Annotated in this window: 11 protein-coding genes; 4 read left to right on the top strand and 7 right to left on the bottom strand. The window is 59.0% G+C overall.

The window, feature by feature from the left end; genetic code table 11:
- The first annotated feature begins 152 nt into the window (after window positions 1–152).
- On the top strand, window positions 153–356 hold the full coding sequence (locus HMPREF2614_RS00215; RefSeq protein ID WP_016423068.1) for an SPOR domain-containing protein: 204 nt from the start codon (window positions 153–155) through the stop codon (window positions 354–356).
- A gap of 12 nt (window positions 357–368) precedes the next feature.
- Here the strand turns inward: HMPREF2614_RS00215 and HMPREF2614_RS00210 are convergent, their stop codons facing one another.
- Complete coding sequence (locus tag HMPREF2614_RS00210) at window positions 369–2,195, bottom strand: CYTH and CHAD domain-containing protein (RefSeq protein WP_038625950.1); 1,827 nt, start codon at window positions 2,193–2,195, stop codon at window positions 369–371.
- A 162-nt stretch (window positions 2,196–2,357) separates the two neighbouring features.
- The gene (panB, locus tag HMPREF2614_RS00205) at window positions 2,358–3,167 is read right to left on the bottom strand and encodes a 3-methyl-2-oxobutanoate hydroxymethyltransferase (RefSeq protein WP_224786587.1); all 810 of its coding nucleotides are present in this window, start codon (window positions 3,165–3,167) and stop codon (window positions 2,358–2,360) included.
- Window positions 3,168–3,307: 140 nt separating this feature from the next.
- Between panB and HMPREF2614_RS00200 the strand changes: the two genes are divergently transcribed.
- The 3 genes from HMPREF2614_RS00200 to HMPREF2614_RS00190 all read left to right on the top strand — a co-directional run bounded on the left by HMPREF2614_RS00200 (window position 3,308) and on the right by HMPREF2614_RS00190 (window position 10,208).
- On the top strand, window positions 3,308–4,648 hold the full coding sequence (locus HMPREF2614_RS00200) for a glutamine synthetase family protein (RefSeq protein WP_038625946.1): 1,341 nt from the start codon (window positions 3,308–3,310) through the stop codon (window positions 4,646–4,648).
- Between the two features lie 56 nt (window positions 4,649–4,704).
- On the top strand, window positions 4,705–7,887 hold the full coding sequence (locus HMPREF2614_RS00195) for a bifunctional [glutamine synthetase] adenylyltransferase/[glutamine synthetase]-adenylyl-L-tyrosine phosphorylase (protein ID WP_049181605.1): 3,183 nt from the start codon (window positions 4,705–4,707) through the stop codon (window positions 7,885–7,887).
- Between the two features lie 98 nt (window positions 7,888–7,985).
- Window positions 7,986–10,208: a hypothetical protein gene (locus HMPREF2614_RS00190; RefSeq protein ID WP_070559718.1), complete on the top strand. Its 2,223-nt coding sequence runs from the start codon at window positions 7,986–7,988 to the stop codon at window positions 10,206–10,208.
- 29 nt (window positions 10,209–10,237) lie between these two features.
- Here HMPREF2614_RS00190 and HMPREF2614_RS00185 read toward each other — a convergent pair whose 3' ends face one another.
- The 5 genes from HMPREF2614_RS00185 to brnQ all read right to left on the bottom strand — a co-directional run bounded on the left by HMPREF2614_RS00185 (window position 10,238) and on the right by brnQ (window position 17,961).
- Window positions 10,238–11,665: an MFS transporter gene (locus tag HMPREF2614_RS00185; RefSeq protein ID WP_052155536.1), complete on the bottom strand. Its 1,428-nt coding sequence runs from the start codon at window positions 11,663–11,665 to the stop codon at window positions 10,238–10,240.
- A gap of 77 nt (window positions 11,666–11,742) precedes the next feature.
- On the bottom strand, window positions 11,743–13,527 hold the full coding sequence (locus HMPREF2614_RS00180; protein ID WP_224786586.1) for a thiamine pyrophosphate-binding protein: 1,785 nt from the start codon (window positions 13,525–13,527) through the stop codon (window positions 11,743–11,745).
- A 133-nt stretch (window positions 13,528–13,660) separates the two neighbouring features.
- Window positions 13,661–15,109: a threonine synthase gene (gene thrC / locus HMPREF2614_RS00175; RefSeq protein ID WP_038625932.1), complete on the bottom strand. Its 1,449-nt coding sequence runs from the start codon at window positions 15,107–15,109 to the stop codon at window positions 13,661–13,663.
- A gap of 123 nt (window positions 15,110–15,232) precedes the next feature.
- Window positions 15,233–16,477, bottom strand: coding sequence for a dicarboxylate/amino acid:cation symporter (locus HMPREF2614_RS00170; protein WP_038625930.1), 1,245 nt, complete (start codon window positions 16,475–16,477; stop codon window positions 15,233–15,235).
- Window positions 16,478–16,557: 80 nt separating this feature from the next.
- Window positions 16,558–17,961: a branched-chain amino acid transport system II carrier protein gene (gene brnQ, locus HMPREF2614_RS00165; protein ID WP_070559715.1), complete on the bottom strand. Its 1,404-nt coding sequence runs from the start codon at window positions 17,959–17,961 to the stop codon at window positions 16,558–16,560.
- Between the last annotated feature and the right edge of the window lie 396 nt (window positions 17,962–18,357).

Genomic DNA, 18,357 nt, shown 5'->3' with positions numbered 1-18,357 from the left:
GTGACAAACCTATATACTGGGATTTTATGTCGCCGCAGCGCACATGGCAGGCAAAGGATTGCCTTTCTGCAAGCTTGCTTATGGGCGGAGTTAGCGGTGGCACAACCGCTTGATAACTCGACATGTTTTCGATGTGGAAGAGGAGAAGAATCGTGAGCGACAACAGCAGTAAGTGGTACTACCAGCCATCGACAGGCACGGTGTTTCAGGGGAAGAAAACCGGTTGGGACGACCGAATGGGCCCTTATGATTCCGAAGAGGAAGCCCGCGCTGCCATGGAAAAAGTCGCCGAGCGCAACAAGGCGGCCGACGACTGGGATGAAGAAGATGATGACTGGGGCGTAGCTGAGAAATAAGGCTCTACGCGTTTAGGCCTTCTTGCCCTTCTTAATCTTCTTTTCCATCTTACGGAAGGCCTTGAAAACCTTTGCCACGGCATCGTCGTACTCAGCCAGGGCCTTCAGGCCGTCGTAGTACTCCATCTGGTAAAGCACGCCGTAGCCGAAGGCGTCCCTGCCCGCACGGGAGGCACGCTTAGCGCGAGCCAACACGAAGTCACGCGCAGTACAGGTGTCCTGGAAGTCACCGAGAACCGACTGCAGGTTCTTGCAGGCAGCGTAGAGCTTCTCGGTCGACAGGTCCGCGTTCTGAGCAGCTTCCGCGCTGTAGCGGAGCTTCTTCGCAGCTTTGCGGACATCGTGGTAGCGCTCGTCCAAATCTGCCTCTGGAAGGTCAGCATCCTCTCGGCCATCGAGTACCAGGTTGTGGCGACGACGGAACTTCGAAAACGCGCTGCGCAAGTGATCGAGCAGCACCGCAGTGGTGTCGAGTTCCTTCGGTGCCTTTACCTTCTCCGGCTCGGCCTTGTCTGAGGTCGTGGAAGCAGCTGCATCGGCGGCAGCAGCAGTATCAGTCTCAGCCGCGACCTCGGAGTCAGCTGCCGAAGCATCCTCGGAGGCTGCGGCCTCCGCGTCGTCGACAAGCGAATCATCCTTCTTCTTGGACTTCTTTTCCCCAGCCTCGGCCTCTTCCGAGTTTGCGGCGATTGGCGGGTTGGCGAGGAACTCATCGAGATCGTCGAGAAGTTGCAGGTACTCGCTGGAATTGAGTGCGAAAATGACTCGCTGATGAGCGCGGTCGTAGTCCTTCTGGACATCCTCGACGAGATTCGCACGCAGCTCCTCGCCTAAAGCGGCGCTTTCGCGATTGGCCAGCAGCTCCTCCCAGCGCATAGCAACGACCTCTGCGTCACGGGCCACACCGAGAACACCCGCCAGCTGCTTGAGGTTGCTCTCCAGCTCAGCGACCTTATCGCCCACGACAATGCCGTGGAAGGTCTGCATGTGACTGCGCAGCTCACGAGTGGCGACGCGCATCTGATGCACCGAGTCAAATTCATCGCGGCGTACCTTCGGGTCGTACTCGACCATCTTGGCCACGTTAGCGGCCAGCGCATCGACCACGGTGCGCCCCGGCGTGCCCTTCGGCAGCTTCGCTGGAGTCGGCGGCAGGGGAGCAGAATCGATGGAGTCACCCAACGCCGTCGCCAACTTCGACGGGCTTTCCGACGGCACGGCACCAGCCACCTCAGCGACCTTGGACATCGCTGCCATTACAGCCTTGCCGTCCGGGTGATCTGCCCAATCCCCCAGAAGCTCAATCTCCCACTCGCGCCAGGTGGTGGTTTCTCCGCCGTCGAGGAAGGAAGTCGCCGTGACGTGGTCATCCGCGAACTCCGCCATGGGAGTGCCATCGAGGGCAAACACCGTGGTGACGTGGCGCTCATTGTCTACCTGCGCGATTGGTTGCAGCGGGTGATTGCGCACAATTGCGCGGACAGGGGCAAGCAACTCGGTGGGCACGACGTAGTCGGCGTCGCGGCCTTCACCGTTAACAGAGCCCTCTTCCAGGTCAACGCCATATTCGAGGCGACCGCCGTTGCCCGGCGCCTTCAGATGCCAACCCTCATCGGGGCCGCCGGTGCGGCGACGCAGGGTGTGCTTGGAACGGGTCAGACGCAGGTCCGCCGTGTCCAGATAAATCGCGGAGAGATTTCGCACCTCAGTGGTGGTGGAGCCAACCTGTGGAACGAAATCGAACGATGGGGCTACCACCTCTGGGGTAGCTGAGAACTTAGATTCCACCTCCAACGCCGCAGTTGGAGTTTTGGACTTAGAACCAGACTTAGATGCCATAAGCACCAATTCTACCCCCGAATCGAAGAACCCTTAAGTTACGGATGTCTGGTTTTCGTATTTGATTGCCTGGACTGGGCGGTGCCCTTAGACGTAGACGGGGGCTGGGCGGGGCCTTTAGACGAAAGCCCAGTCCAAAAAAATCGGCTCACCCCAGGGCGGTTAACCCGAGAAGTTCTGTGCCTCAGTTGGGAACTCGCGGGAGTGCACCTGGTCGACATACTGCTTAGCTCCCTTGGTCAGCATCTCGCCGACCTCTTCGAACACCGAACTAAACGACGGCCTGCGGCCATCGGCCGGAACTGCAAAGGCATCTTGCCAGACGAGAACCTGGCCATCGCACTGGTTACCAGCGCCAATGCCACAGGTTGGGATGGATAGATCACGGGTAATCTCAGTGGCCAAATCTGCAGGCACCATTTCCAGGACCACGGCCGAGGCACCAGCATCGGCTACCGCGTGGGCGTCGGCACGCAGCTGTTCCGCCCCCGCACCGCGTCCCTGTACCTTGAAGCCGGACAGCGCGTTGACGGACTGCGGAGTGAAACCGATGTGTGCCATAACCGGAATGCCGGCGTTGACCAGCGCACGGATGCGCGGAGCGATGCGCACGCCACCTTCGATCTTGATCATGTGTGCGCCGGTTTCGCGCATCATCTTCGCGGCGGACAGCACGGCCTGCTCATCGGAGGCCTCGTAAGTGCCGAAGGGTAAATCGGCAACCACAAGTGCGTTGCCAGCGCCTCGGACGACACCGCGAGCAAGCGGAATCATTTCTTCCAGCGTGATCTCGGTGGTGGTGTCGTAGCCGTAGACGACGTTTGCTGCAGAGTCGCCGACCAGTAGCAGCTCGACACCGGCGGCGGAAAAAGCGCGCGCGGTGGAGTAGTCGTAGCAAGTCAGCATTGCCCAGGGGCGAGACTCAGCCTTCCATTCGGCCAGATTATTCAGACGAATCTTTTTTCCGCTCATGCCAATAGAGCATGCCATAGTCACACGCAATCCGAGACCACGAGGGCAGCAGTTATGACGCGGGTGGGGCAGTTGGCTAGCCACGCCGAATGGTCAAAATGCGTACCGCGAATCCGGGCACCTGGGTAACGTTGGAAAGTATGAACAGTCAGCAGGAATTCGTCCTCCGCGCAATCGAAGAGCAAGATATCCGCTATATCCGCCTCTGGTTTACTGATATTTTGGGGTATCTGAAGTCCGTTGCCGTCGCTCCGGCTGAGCTTGAGGGGTCCTTCGAAGAGGGCATCGGTTTCGATGGCTCCGCGGTAGAGGGCTTTTCCCGCGTCTCCGAGGCTGACACCATTGCGCAACCGGATCCTTCGACGTTCCAGGTCATGCCACGCCTGCACAAAGAAGACACAATCACGTCCGCGCGCATGTTCTGCGACATTGTCATGCCCGATGGTCAGCCGTCGTGGGCAGATCCACGCCAGGTGCTGCGCCGCCAAATTAAGGCGCTTGCCGACGAGGGCTTCCACGCGTTCATCCACCCGGAGATTGAGTTTTTCCTAGTAGAGAGCCTGGCTACTGACGGAAAGCCGCCGGTGCCAACGGACAATGGCGGTTACTTTGACCAGGCGGTCTACGACCGCGCTCCCCGCTTTCGCCAAGAAGCGATCACGGTGTTGGAAGACATGGGAATCCCCGTGGAGTTCTCCCATCACGAAAACGCGCCGGGCCAGCAGGAAATCGATCTGCGCTACGCCGATCCGCTGACTATGGCGGATAACGTGATGTCTTTCCGCTACATCATTAAGCAGATTGCAATGAAAAATGGTGTGCAGGCGACATTCATGCCGAAACCTTTTCAGGACTTGCCGGGCAATGGCATGCACACGCATATTTCCCTCTTCGAAGGGGACACAAATGCATTCCACGATCCGGATGATGAAAATCAGCTCTCCGACACCGCAAAGGGCTTCATTGCTGGCATTCTGACTCATGCCAGCGAAATCTCCGCTGTGACCAATCAGTGGGTCAACTCCTACAAGCGCACGGTCTTTGGTGATGAAGCTCCGACGTCTGCGACCTGGGGCATGGCCAACCGCTCGGCTCTTGTGCGTGTTCCCATGTACTCGCCGGGCAAGGCGCACTCGCGCCGGGTGGAAATTCGTTCCCTGGACTCCGCATGTAACCCATATCTTGCGTACTCGGTAATTTTGGCCGCCGGTTTGAAGGGAATTAAGGAGGGCTACCAGCTGCCGGAGCAGGCAGAGGACAACATCTCGGAGCTGACCAAGCGGGAACGCCGTGCGATGGGCTACCGCGATTTGCCGACGTCCCTGGAGGTGGCGCTGCAGGAGATGGAACGCTCCGATTTGGTGGCCGATGCTCTCGGTGACCATGTCTACGAGTTCTTCCTACTCAATAAGTGGCGCGAGTGGCGCGAGTTCCAGCGTCAGGTGACGCAGTGGGAGCTGCGCACAACCCTGGATTACTAATTTTCCCGAACCGCTACCTACCTTTTTCGTCTTTAGTTTTTGGGTGACCAGTTTCAATGGTGATGAATCGACCTCGCACATCCCGCCAGTCAGTGCCGCGGCCCGCAGCGCTGGGCTTGCGTAACGACGATCGGACGCGCGCTGACCTGGAAGATTTGGGGTGGTACAACGAGGAGTCCCTACAGCTGTTGTGGGGGCTTGCCGGAGCCAGCGACCCCAAGCTGGCGCTCGTGGCACTAGTGCGGCTCAAAGGCGCTCTCGACGAGCTGGAGCAGGATGGAAAGCTGGAGAACTGGGCCACCTGGTCTGGCCTCGATGAGGCCATGCGTGAGCAGGTTCCGCTGCGTACGCGTATGTTTGCGCTGCTCGGGGGATCGAGTGCACTGGGCGATCACCTGGTTGCGCACCCAGAAAAGTGGATTCTGCTCCAAGCTGAGCTTCCCACTGAGGCAGACATGTTCCGCGAGATGCTCTCCAGCGTTGGGGCTGTGCCCGAGGTCATCGAACTCACTGATGAGGCCAGTCTGGAAAAGCAGGAGGAACCGGAGTACCGCAAGCCGGTCGTTGCGCCCGCCACGCTTGAAGGCCCCGGTTTGTACCGTGCGAAGCTCACCGGCCGTGAGGCCGAAGTTGCGATGCAGTGCGCCTACCGCGACTTGATTATGCGTATTGCGTGCCACGACTTGGCTGGTACGTACCCACGGGGTCCCCGCCGCCCTGGACAGCCACAAGTCCCATTCCGTCAGGTCTCGGAGGCACTCAGTGACTTGGCGGATGCAGCGTTGACGGCTGCACTGTCTGTGGCTGTTCAACAGGTCTTTCCTTCCGCACCGGTCTCAACACGCCTGGCCGTAATCGCCATGGGTAAGTGTGGTGCGGAAGAGCTGAACTACATCTCCGATGTGGATGTCATTTTCGTCGCAGAGCCGGCGGATGCCCGAGCTACTCGTCTAGCCAGCGAATTTATCCGGATTTCTTGCCACTGCTTCTTTGAGGTCGACGCGAATCTCCGCCCGGAGGGCAAGTCGGGTGCACTCGTACGCACCGTGGATTCCCACGTCGCTTACTACAAGCGCTGGGCTGAAACCTGGGAGTTCCAAGCGTTATTGAAGGCGCGGCCGATGACAGGCGATGTCGAGCTGGGCCGCGAATACATCGATGCTCTAGCCCCGATGGTGTGGACCGCCTCTCAGCGAGACTCTTTCGTCGACGACGTTCAACGCATGCGCGCCCGCGTGGTACAAAACGTCCCCGAAGAGCTTCGCTACCGAGAGCTCAAGCTTGGACGCGGTGGTCTGCGTGATGTCGAGTTCGCGGTGCAGCTGCTGCAGTTGGTCCACGGTCGCTATGACGGTAGCCTCCGCGTGCTGCCAACTGTGATGGCACTCGATGCACTTGTCGAGGCTGGCTACATCGGTCGCGAAGACGGTGCCGCGCTGATTAACGCCTACGAATTCATCCGTCTGCTGGAGCACCGCCTGCAGCTGCAGAAGATGCGACGGACGCATTTGTTGCCCGCCGAGGACGACACCGAAGCTCTTCAGTGGCTCGGTCGAGCCTCTGGCCTCGTCGGTGAGGGCGGCACCGATGCCAGCAAACCGCTGGCCAAGCAGGTTCGACTGGCCAGCTCGCAGATCCGCTCCCTGCACAACAAGCTTTTCTACCGTCCACTGCTGAACTCCGTGGTGGAGCAGGACATTGGAACCCTGCAGCTATCGGCCGATGCGGCAAAGCGCCAGCTGGCCGCGCTGGGCTATCAGTACCCGGATCGCGCCTACGAGCATCTTTCTGCGCTGGCGGCAGGCACCTCGCGCAAATCGCGTATTCAGGCGATGCTCCTACCTACGCTGATGGAGTGGCTATCTTCGACGCCAGATCCCGACGCGGGTCTGCTCAATTATCGCAAGCTCTCTGAGAAGCTCCACGACGAAACCTGGTTTCTGCGAACGCTGCGCGATGAGGGCATCGTCGGTCAGCGGCTGATGCGCGTGCTCGGTTCTTCGCCCTACGCGTCTGATTTGATTATGAGTGCGCCGGACGTAATTAAACGGTTCGGCGACGGTGCGTCCGGGCCGAAGCTACTGAATACCGACTCCGATGCAGTCGGGCGTGCGCTGGTCGCAGCGGCTGCCCGTCACAACAGTCCAGCTAAGGCCATTGGTGTGGCACGTGCGTTGCGCCGTGCAGAGCTCGCGCGCATTGCCTCCGCGGATCTCTTCGGGCTGATGGATGTGCAAGAGGTCTGTCACTCTCTGTCGATGGTGTGGGACAACGTGCTCGAAGCTGCCCTCGCCGCCGAAATCCGTGCGTGGTCGCTGGAGCATCCTGACTCGGAGGTTCCGGGCGTTATCTCCGTGATTGGTATGGGGCGACTTGGCGGTGCTGAACTGGGCTACGGCTCCGATGCCGACGTGATGTTTATCTGTGAACCTCGCAAGGACACCGAAGGAACGCCGCTTGTCGACGATTCCGAGGTAGTCAAGTGGGCAACCAGGATTTGTGACTCGTTGCGTCGTCGACTGGCAAAGCCAAGCCAGGACCCGCCACTGGAGGTCGATGTGGACCTGCGTCCAGAAGGACGCTCGGGCCCGATTGTCAGGACCCTGGATTCCTATGTGACCTACTACGAGCGCTGGGGTGAAACCTGGGAGATTCAGGCACTGCTACGTGCTACCTGGATTGCCGGCGATAAAGACCTCGGCACCCGCTTCCTCAAGGCCATCGATTCGCTGAGGTACCCACAGGGCGGAGCTGATGCCAAGATGGTCCGCGATGTCCGTCGTATGAAGGCGCGTGTTGATTCGGAGCGACTGCCGCGCGGCGCTGATCGGCGTACCCACACCAAACTCGGTTCCGGCGCACTGACCGATATTGAATGGACTGTGCAGCTGCTAATCATGCTGCATGCCCATGAAGTGCCGGAGTTGCACAACACTTCGACGCTGGAGTGTCTGGAAGTGCTGAAAAATCGCGAGATTCTAGATGCGGAGGATACCGACGCACTTCGGGATGCCTGGCTGATGGCGACGAATGCTCGTAATGCGCTGGTGCTCACGCGTGGTAAGCGCACGGACCAGCTGCCACAGCCGGGGCGTCAGCTGACTCAGGTCGCAGGTGCTGCAGGATGGGATGCATCGGATTCCAACGGTTTTATTGAGCACTATTTGCGTCTGACTCGCCACTCCAGCCGTGTCGTCAATCGCGTGTTTTGGGGTGAGGAGAACCCCGACCACGAGTAGCCCGGGCAGAGGTCTGCCGAACCTTGCTGCGAGGCTCATTATGCGGCAGCGGGGTGCAGCCTTTGTCTTAGCACGGCGACCGGGCATAATGGTGGGCTATGGAACGCAACGTCGATTACTCGGTACGCCCTAGGTATGAGGATTTCATTCTCAACCTCGATGGCACTGACCTGCGTTTTTTATTGAGCCGCACGTGTCCAGCAGCTGACACCTCAGCTGCTGGACAAGAGGCGGTGGAATTGCTGATGTCACAGGATTCAGCGCATACGGCGCTGTCTTTTTGTGATCCCGATGTTCTCGATGTGGCTCACTTAGTTCATATTCTGGAGGATTCCGCATCGCTGGATACCCTCGCAGAAGTGGCCTATTGGGCATCGGATGCGGACGTGATGGCACACGATACGCCGAAGGGTGTTGACCGCAAACGTCGTCGCGTCGGCAAGCAACAGCTTGAGCATGTGCTACGCCGTGGCCAGCGCCAGGGGCTCGTGTGGGAGGAACCGGCGGGCGTGTGGCATGTGCCGCCACATATTTCGGAGGTGTTCCCGGCGGAACCGAGCCTCAACTTCCGCGTCGCCGACTTGGTGGCGAATATGCCAGCGGATGTGCTGAGTCGTCGTATGGAGCGCATGGGGCTGGAGCCGGATAGCGCGCGCGGAGAGGGCGCACCGCGAGCTCTGAACGCCAGCGATTTGACGGTGCGCAATTTGCAGGCTCGCCAGGTGGAGCAAGTTGCAGGCTTCCTCTGCGATCCGGTGAAGGTGCGGGCGCTGGTGATGACAGCGCCGGTGGATATTCGCAATGAGCTGCGTTGGATGGCAACCGACGAGAAATACTTGCCCTCCTACATGTGGTCCGAACTGCGTGCCGACGCGGTGCGATGGGCCGAAGAGCGTCTGCTGCTGACTGTGGTTGAAGAACCGGCGATGCCGGTATTCGAGCAAGAGGCGGAAGCACACAACGGGCCGACAGAGGTTGCCCGTCTGGTGGGCGCAGTAGCGTTGGCGCTCAAGGGCGACATGTGGTCGATTCGTAAGCCGCATCCGACGGAGTCTTTCCCGGCAACGCTGGAGTCAAAGGAGTTGACCGAAGCTTCTGTGGCTGCGGTGGCGTTTGCTTCGGCGTTTATGGATGCTGCGGGCAGCGGCGACGGGCGCCTGAAGGACCCGTTGCACATGTATGAGGAATCGAGCCTGCTGTGGATTCAGGACTTTGCAGCATCAATAGGCGCGAGCGGTTTCGCGGCGCCCTGGATTGTGGAGATGCTGGTCAACGCGGGACTAATTCACGCTGACAGCGGGCATCCGACTCCGCGTGCACTGCAGTACTGGTACAACGCCGATGCCTCGACCCGTTGGGCGTATCTCGTGGCGGGCTTCCTCGTTGGTCGCGGTCCGTGGCACGGTGAGTTTCCGTGGGTGACGGTGGGTGTCGATGATTTGTCGCATGCCACCCTTGCTTACGGCTACCCGTTTGCCGCACGTGAAGTAGTGTCGCTGGCCGCGCAGCTGGAGGAAGACCAGAAGTTCTATGGCTGCTGCGTCGAAGGGCATATGGCTTGGAATGTCGACAACCTCTGCGCTCGCAACGGCGCTGATGGGGACGCGATGGTCGGTTGGCTGCTGGAGCAGGCCGGCATCTTGGGCATTCTCTACCATGGGCACGCCTCGTGGCAGGCCATGGCCATCATGTATGCCTTGCACGACATTTGGCTGACTGATCAGCATGTCGGAGCTCAGCGTATCGCTGAACTTATCGCTGAGTATGCCGCTGGCCAGGTGCCGACGGCGGAGGCAGTCCAGATTGCCCGCCTGTTCAAGGATGCAGCGCCTAACGAGCGTCTGGCTGCCACACTGGATGGCGTCGCCAGTAATCAGGTTGCCCTCGCGCTGGACTTCATCGGTGACCGCGAAACCTGCGCGGAAACCTCCCGCTGGATTATTTCCGAGGAGAGCCTGCGTCGCGCATGCCTCGCGGTTGACGGTGACGTTGATGTCCTGTTTTCCCAGCTGGGGCCACTGGTCAATAGTTCTATGAAGCTGGTCATCTACGCCGAGCTAGTCCGCATTACTAAGACCGAGAAGTTGCAGGAAATGTATGAGCGTGAGGCCGTAGAACCAACGCCTTCGCTTGACGACGCCCCGGAGAACGCAGCCCCCGAAACTGACACCGGTGAGCGCGTTTCCCATGGTGCTCAGACCGATGGCAGCGAACGCACGGCGGATAGCGACCACGCAGACACCTCTGAGCAAGCGGACGACTCGGAGGACTCGGACGACTCGGAGGGGCTGGAAGGGCCAGAGCAGCTTTCGCTGTTCTAACCAATCTGTCTCTCGGCTTCCTGTAGTTCCTACTCCGTAGGTTCCAGCTCAAAACGGCTCTGCTGGGCGACAAAGCGTGCCGCCGCACGCTTTGCGACCAGCAGGCCAACGAAACCAATCGCCCACACACCGACGACAGCCAACCAGCCAATGCGGAAGGTTTCCCAGGTGTAGTTTCCATCGGGAGCTGCAATATCCAGCAGGAAGCCGACACCTTGTGCGGCGAGCATGGTGGCCACAAAACCGCCCATATTCGCCAGCCCAGTGCCGGTGGCGAGTACCTTGCGATCGACCTCTTCGCGCACTGAGTCGAAGCCGAAGTTGGACATCGCACCAAGACCGGCCATGAGGATGTTGACCACGATAATTGCCCAGTACGCTGGTGGGGTGCTCGGTGCCAGGAACACAATCCAGACGGCCATGTTGATAAACGCGATTGCGACAACAACCTTGATGCGGTCGCGGCCGGTGCGTGCCGATACCATGCCCATCAACGGCCCGGCGATAATTACTGACAGCGTGTTAATGACCAGCACGACACTGGCCTCGGAGGGCTTAAGCCCCATACCCAGCATCATCAGAGGCATGCCCCACAGCAATGTGAAGATGCACTGATGCATCAAACCAGTCCAGTGCGTGAAGAAACCCTGCCAGCACACCGGGTGAGTGGTCACAGTCTTCAGCGTCTGTCCGATTGTCAGCTTCTCATCGGCTGTGGCAGAGGCTCCGCCATCAGCAGCCGTCTTCGCGGACTTTTTGGCGGCGCGGCGTTCACGAAGTGACATCCTCGCTGTGGAGGAGTTCTCCGGGACGTCGGCAAGCGCGATCATGCCTACGATGGCGATGAGAAGACCTGCGGTGCTCAGCGACAGGAACGCGGGTACCCACCCTGCGGCGTGCAGAATCGCGAGGAATGGGACAGCAGAGATGAACTGACCGAGCTGGCCAAGACCAGCCGTGAGCTGTGTGAACAGCGGAGTGACGCGCAGCGGGAACCATGCGGGAAGCAGGCGCATAGCACCGAGGAATGCGGTGGCATCGCCGGCGCCGATGAATACACGAGCGATGACAGCCAGCGGATACGATGTCGTAAACGCGATGATGACCTGGCCCAGCGCCATGATCAGTGCGCCCACGACCATGGTTTTCTTGGCGCCGACGCGGTCAATGATGATGCCCGTCGGAATCTGCGCCAGGGCGTAGACACCAACCTGCACGGCGGTGAACAGCGCGAGTTGGGAGGCGTTGATATGGAAGCGATCGAGCGCCTCGACGCCAGCGACACCCATGGAGGTGCGGCCGACGATGGCAACGATGTAGGTAATCAGCGCCGCCAGCCAGACGGCAATCGCGCGGCCAGTGACGTGCTCGCGCGGGTCCTTTGCCACCGCGGTGGAGGGCTGATCTGTTGATGAAATCTGATCTTTACCGTTACGCTGCTTTACCACTCGCCACATTGTAGACCCCATCAACTAACCGGCCTGAAGTGGGGTCGCACCGGGGGGCTAGGTGACCCGATCATGCTCGCGGCAAACTACCTTTGTGCCTTAGCCAGAACTTCCTTCACGAAGTCCGCAACCACCAGCCGTGAGACCTTGAAATCAATTACGGCAACGGAAGCCTCATCGGAGTTGGAAACGTCATGGAAATAAGCGTCGAGCTGGGCAAAGTCTTCAGGTTTGCCGACACTGAAACCGTGAGCGCCATAGGCGCACCCGACTGCGGCGAAGTTGTAGTCGGCAATCTCCATGGACGAGGTGTCCAACCCGACATCGCCAAACTGGTGCAGCTCCGCGCCGTAGGCAGCATCGTTAATGAACACCACACAACCGCCACGACCACACCGCAGCTGCTCGATCGCCGCAGGTAAATCCGCAATACCCATCGTGCCGCCACCGTCACCGGCGACTAGCACGCAATAGTCCTCGGGCCGTGCCGCCGCGAGGCCGACAAGCGAGCCCATGCCCAAACCAATTGACTGAATCGCCGTGCCCACAATCACTTGCTGCTGCGGACCAGGTACATCGAGATACTTCGGAACCCATCCCAGGAAATGGCCACCGTCACTACACACAGCGCGCTCATTGGGCAGGATACGATTTAGATACTGCAGGCACGCCCGCGGATCCAACCGGCCATCCGCGCACGTCAGCGACTCGACCTGCGCTGTCGTCGGCAGTGCCTTCAACTCCGCACGCCATGTGCTTGACGACGATCCCAGCGTCTCACCCATTGCGCTATCTTTGGCTGTCTGCGCCCGAGATTCCAGGGGCTTCTCCAGCTGCTCTGCCAGGACGGGCAGAAGTTCCTCCAACTTAGCCAATAGCGGTGTCACCGATGGCTGAGCGGCGGGATGGGGCTCGTCTACAACCTGGATAATTTTCGCGTCCGGTGCAAACATGTTGCCGCCACGGTTTTGGAAAGCGTTGAAGCTTGCTCCCAGGAACAGCACCATATCGGCCTGTCGAGCTAGTTCTACCTGCCACGTATGCGCAAAACCGCCCACGGTGCCGATCTGCCACGGGCTGGAAAGCACATGACGAGCCATCGCTGAGTGCATAAACAGTGCCCCTACACTGTCCCCGATGCGGCGGACTAGCTCGGCGGTATCGGAGAGTAGCACACCTCTACCAGCAATAATGAGAGGGCGACGGGCAGCCTGCAGTTCCTCTGCCAGCGACGTGACAGTTGACTCTAACCATTCTGGTCTGCTGGTGTGTAGATGCTCCTGGTTAGCTGACTGTGTTTCAGACGCAGATGTCGTTATCTGTGCTTCTTGGAGGTCATAGGGGAGCAGCAGCACGACAGGCTGCCGAGAGCTCAGTGCGTGCTGGACTGCAAAGTTTGCGTCGTCAAGCGCGGACTCGGGAGTAACAGTGCGATGGCAGACGTCGAGGGCGTCGAGGAGCGCCGCCTGATTGAGGTCAAAGGGGCGGGGGCGTTCCGGGTGCGTGCCGACGACAAAAATAAGCGGGATACGGGCTACGCGAGCCTCCGCCAGAGTGGTTAGCGCATTGGTGAATCCTGCGCCACAAGTGGCGGTCGCGATAGCAAGCCCTCCGCCTGCGCGGTGGAAGGCATCGGCGGCCCCGACAGCAGCCGATTCGTGTCGGACGGAGGAGTAGCCGAATCCCGATTCAGTAAGGGCTGACGTGAAGTGGGAGTTCGCATTGCCGATGAGACCGAAGCAGTGGTCGCAGTGCTGGGCCAGTGTGTCGGCCAGCGCCCGCGAGACCGTTGTGGTCTTTTGGGAACCTTCCCGCGGGGAAGACGCGGGCGCGTGGGGCATAGGACGGCTATTAACTCGAGTGAAACTCATGTGAACAATTGTGAGGTAACCACGGGGGTAATAACAGCCCTATAGCCCAAGATAATGCCGTTTGCCCTTAAAAAAGAGGGCACTATTCCACATCGCTGCTGCGCGGATGGGGGGGCGTTGAGCTAGATCGGCTTTAAGCCACGTTGTCGTCGATGAATTTCTTCACCACATCGACATCGTTCGGAAGCTCGGTAACGCGGCGTGGGGCATTTATGATGTCCGCGAAACGCTCCGGACAGTCCGGCTCGCGGCCGGTGGCTTCCAGGATGGTCTCGGAGAATTTCACCGGCAGGGCGGTCTCCAGGCAGACAATTGGGGTGGATACCTGGTCTACCAGGCCGCGGGCGACGTGGATGCCGTCAGCGGTGTGCGGATCGACCATGACCTCCAGGCGCTCCCAGCAGTCCTTGATGGTCTCGACGCGGTCAGCGTGGGTGGAACGACCGGAGAGGAACCCGTACTTGGCAGAAGCCTCCGGGAAGATTGGATCAGCAGTAAGAGAGAAGCCGCCCTCCTTGACCTTGACACCAAAGAGGTCTGCAGTCCGCTCAGCATCGCGCCCCAGCAGATCGAAGATGAAACGCTCGAAGTTAGACGCGCGGGAGATATCCATCGATGGGGAAGAGGTCGCCTGTGTCTCCGCAGCGCTGCGCACGCGGTAGCCGCCCGTGTGGAAGAACTCATCCAAGACATCGTTTTCATTGGTAGCCACAATCAGGCGGTCAATTGGCACACCCATCTGACGTGCAATATGACCAGCGCAGATATCACCGAAGTTGCCGGTCGGCACACTGAAGCTGACCTTCTGCGAGTTATCGGCCTCAGCACCGTTGCCGCCAGTGACACGAATCCACGAGGAGACGTAGTACACAATCTGAGCCATCAGGCGAGCCCAGTTGATGGAGTTGACTGCGCCAATGTGGCGGCTGGCCTTGTAATCCAAGTCGCCGGAGACAGCCTTAACGATGTCCTGGCAATCATCGAAGACACCGTCGAGGGCGACGTTGTGAATGTTGGCATCCTGCAGACCAAACATCTGAGCCTGCTGGAAAGCGGTCATTCGACCAGCCGGCGTTAGCATGAACACGTTGATTCCCTCACGGCCACGCATTGCGTACTCGGCCGAGGAACCCGTGTCACCAGAGGTGGCGCCGAGGATATTCAGGGTCTCGCCACGACGAGCCAGCTCATACTCGAAGAACTCACCGAGCAGCTGCATCGCCATATCCTTGAATGCCGCTGTGGGGCCCATGGACAAGTGACCGATGTAGAGCTGATCTTCCAGCTTCGTCACCGGCACAATATCCGGATCGGAGAACTTCGGGTAGGTGTACGCCCGTGCACAGATACCGCGCAAATCCTCCAGCGGAATGTCGTCCACAAAAAGGCTGACGACCTCTGCAGCCAAGGCTGCGTAACCGTCGTCGACAAGCACGGAGCGCCAACGCGTCAAAGTGGCATCGTCAACCTGTGGGTACTCGACCGGCAGGTAGAGGCCGCCGTCGTTAGCGAGACCTCCCAGGAGAATGTCTGAGAACTTGTGCGGCGTGCGCTCTGGGTCGCGAGTCGAAATGAAGTCCAAGGCGGGCCCCTTACATGTATGCCAACACCCGCCGCATCGGCCTATAAGAAGGCCTTGTGAAAGATTGCGGCGGGGTTGACCGGTGGATGTTTTCTTTAATTTTTACATATGCACTGAAGCCAGTCAGGCCTCGGCTGCGGAAGATGCGGAATTGGCCACTTCCGCGTCGAAGCTGAGCTCTTCGGAACGGTCGACGACATCATCCTTGGCGAAGCGGTTAACGATCATGGCAATTGCGCCGTCACCAGTGACATTGCATGCGGTACCGAAGGAGTCGATGGCGATGTAGGCGGCAATCATCAAAGCGACCTGCTCCTGATCGAAGCCGAGCATGGACTGCAGCACACCGACCGCGGCCATAATTGCGCCACCCGGAACGCCCGGAGCCGCAATCATGGTGATACCCAAAGTGAGAATGAAGCCGATGGCCATACCCGGCGAAACCGGCTTGTCCGCCATGAACATCACCGCAAACGCGAACAGGATGATCTTCATCATCGAACCGGCCAGGTGAATGGTCGCGCACAGCGGCACGGTAAAGCCAGCGACCTTCTCCGAGACACCATTCTTCAGCGCGGCCTTGTAAGTCACCGGAATGGTAGCGGCCGAGGACGAGGTGCCGAGCGCGGTGGCGTAGGCCGGCAGCATGTTCTTCAGGGATTGCCACGGGCTGCGGCCAGCGATGGCACCCGCGATGGAGAACTGGATTGCCAACAGAAGCACGGTGCCGATGACTGCCAGAACGAGCACCTTGAAGAACATCGACAGCGTCGTGGTCAGGTTGCCGTTCATGCCCATAGACAGGAACATGCCGAAGATGTAAACCGGCAGCAGCGGGATGATAAACGCCGAGATGATCTTCATAATCACATCGCGCAGCTGTGTCGCACCGCGGTAGAGCGAGTCCGACTTCACGGTGGTCATCGCCACACCGACCGTGAAAGCCAGCAGCAGGGCGGTCATGACGTCAAACGGCGGTGGCATCTCTACATTGAAGAAGCTCTCCAGCGCGCCCTCATCAATATCCACCGATGCACCGGCCTGATCAGCGCCGAGCAGCCAAGGGTAGAGCCCCTGGGTAGCGGCGTAGGCCAATAGGCCCGAAAACACCGTCGAGCCGTAGGCAATAGCAGTGGTAATACCCAACCACTTTCCGGCACCACGGCCCAGGCTGGCAATCGCCGGCGTGATGAGGGCAAAAATCAGCACCGGGATAAAGAAGCCCAGAAAGTTACCAAAGAGGCCATTGAAAGTGACAAAAATTCGAGCCAGCCATTCCGGGAAGAAAAAGCTGCAGACAATGCCCAGAATAATCGCGACAATAACGCGGAATAGGAGCGTTTGCGTAAAACGCATTCGGGTACTCATAGTCAATCCTTGTTCGGATGGAATTTACTTCTCTAGCGTGCGGTATTTACGTTAAGCAACGCAAATGACCGGGTGTGGTTTTACGCCTTTTCGGCTACCTCTTCTGTAACGGCCTCGTCGGCAAGCACACTCGCCGGGCGATTTGCGCGCTGCTTTCGCGTGACGACGTCAATTGCGTAACCAATCACCACCGCTGCCAGAGTCGGCAGGAACCATCCGAACTCGATGGTCTGACCAGGCACGAGACTAAGGAAGTCCGCCAAAGCAGAACCACCGACACCCAAACCGGAGAGTACTGAGATACCCGACCAGATGGTGGCAACCCAGACGCCCAGGCGGTAGGTGTAATACAGCTTGAAGGAGTAGGAAATGACTGGGTCGAGAAGTGTCAGTGCAATCAGCGTGATTGCCGGCGGGTAAATAAAGGTGATAATCGGCGCGGCAATCGCCAGTACCTGAGACAGCCCCTGTGTTGCCATTACGAAGGACATAACCGTGAAGACAATCGCCCAGGCCTTGTAACTGATACCCGGAAGCAGCAGATTGAAGAACTCACTGGTTGCGGCAATCAGACCGACGGCCGTGGTCATGCATGCCAGCAGAACGATGAGACCGAAGACAATCTGACCGCCCTGACCCATGGCCTGTTTGGAAGCCTCTGCGAGGATGCCCGAGCCGTTATCGAAGGAGGCAGCATTCGGCAGCACCTGGCCGACATAGCCCAATCCCAAGTAGATGATGGCCAGCAAAATGCCGGCGAACAGGCCTGAGATCATTGTGCCGCGAACCATACGCTTGCCCTCTGGGACACCGCTGACGCTGAGGGCAGAAATGACAATGATGCCGAATGCAAGGCCGGCGATGGAGTCCATGGTGAGGTAGCCCTCGACTAGGCCGGAGGCAAATGGGGTAGAGGAGTACTTTTCAATTGGCGCAGCCGGAGCGGCATCGAATTTGAATGCCGACATTCCAACCAATACAACCAAGAGAATCAGCAGAGCCGGGGTGAGAATCTTGCCCAGTTTGGACACAATTTCATTCGGATTCCACGCCAATGCCAACGCGATACCGAAGAAAACAAAGTAGAAGGACGCAGCGGCGGCCAGCGAATCACTGCCGAAAATCGGCTGGACACCGGTTTCGTACGACACGGCACCGGTACGCGGCAGAGCGTAGAAAGCACCGATGGAAAGGTATGCGATTACCGGGAAGCCCAGGGAAAAGATGCGGCCCGCGCGGAACGCTAGGTCACGTAAATTGCTGCCTGAAATGGCGATCGCAATGATGGCCAGAACTGGCAACGCCACACCGGTGAGCAGGAAGCCGGTGATTGAGGGGCCAAAGTTGGTACCGGAATCCACTCCGAGCTTCGGCGGGAAGATGAGGTTGCCCGCGCCGAAGAACATCGAAAACAGCATGAGCGCTGTAACAACGATTATGGAAGCGAAAGACTTCGGGGACTCCACTCCGCTCGACTTGGTCATGAGAATTGTGTTCTTTCTAAATTAGTGTCGCCCATAAGGTCAAGGGCGATGCTGCATGCTGCTGTGGCGACGCCGTTGTTGCTGGTGCTGCGGTAGCGCAAACGCCCGTTACAGCAGCGCAATTGCAGTTCGTGTGCCCATGTAGATGACAGGCCACGATGCCGAAAACTGACACTTTAATGTGAAATTGTGAATTGTCACGGGCTGGGTGGAGCCTGTTGCGTGAATTAAGTTGTGGCTTGTATGAGCCGTCTTTATTTGAACTATTAAGGGGCTTCGACGGCGTTGGTGGTGCCGACGAAGGCACTCTATTTATCTTAATGGGGCGTTCGAGAGAGGGAAAATCAAGAAAACTCCCAGAAAGTGGCTCTTCCGTTTTTAGAGTGCGTTGATCTT

This window comes from Corynebacterium sp. HMSC074C11, from assembly GCF_001809455.1.
Taxonomy (GTDB): Bacteria; Actinomycetota; Actinomycetes; order Mycobacteriales; family Mycobacteriaceae; genus Corynebacterium; species Corynebacterium amycolatum.
The sequence above is the reverse complement of the archived record's forward strand: the minus strand, read 5'-3'. Positions and strand labels throughout refer to the sequence as shown.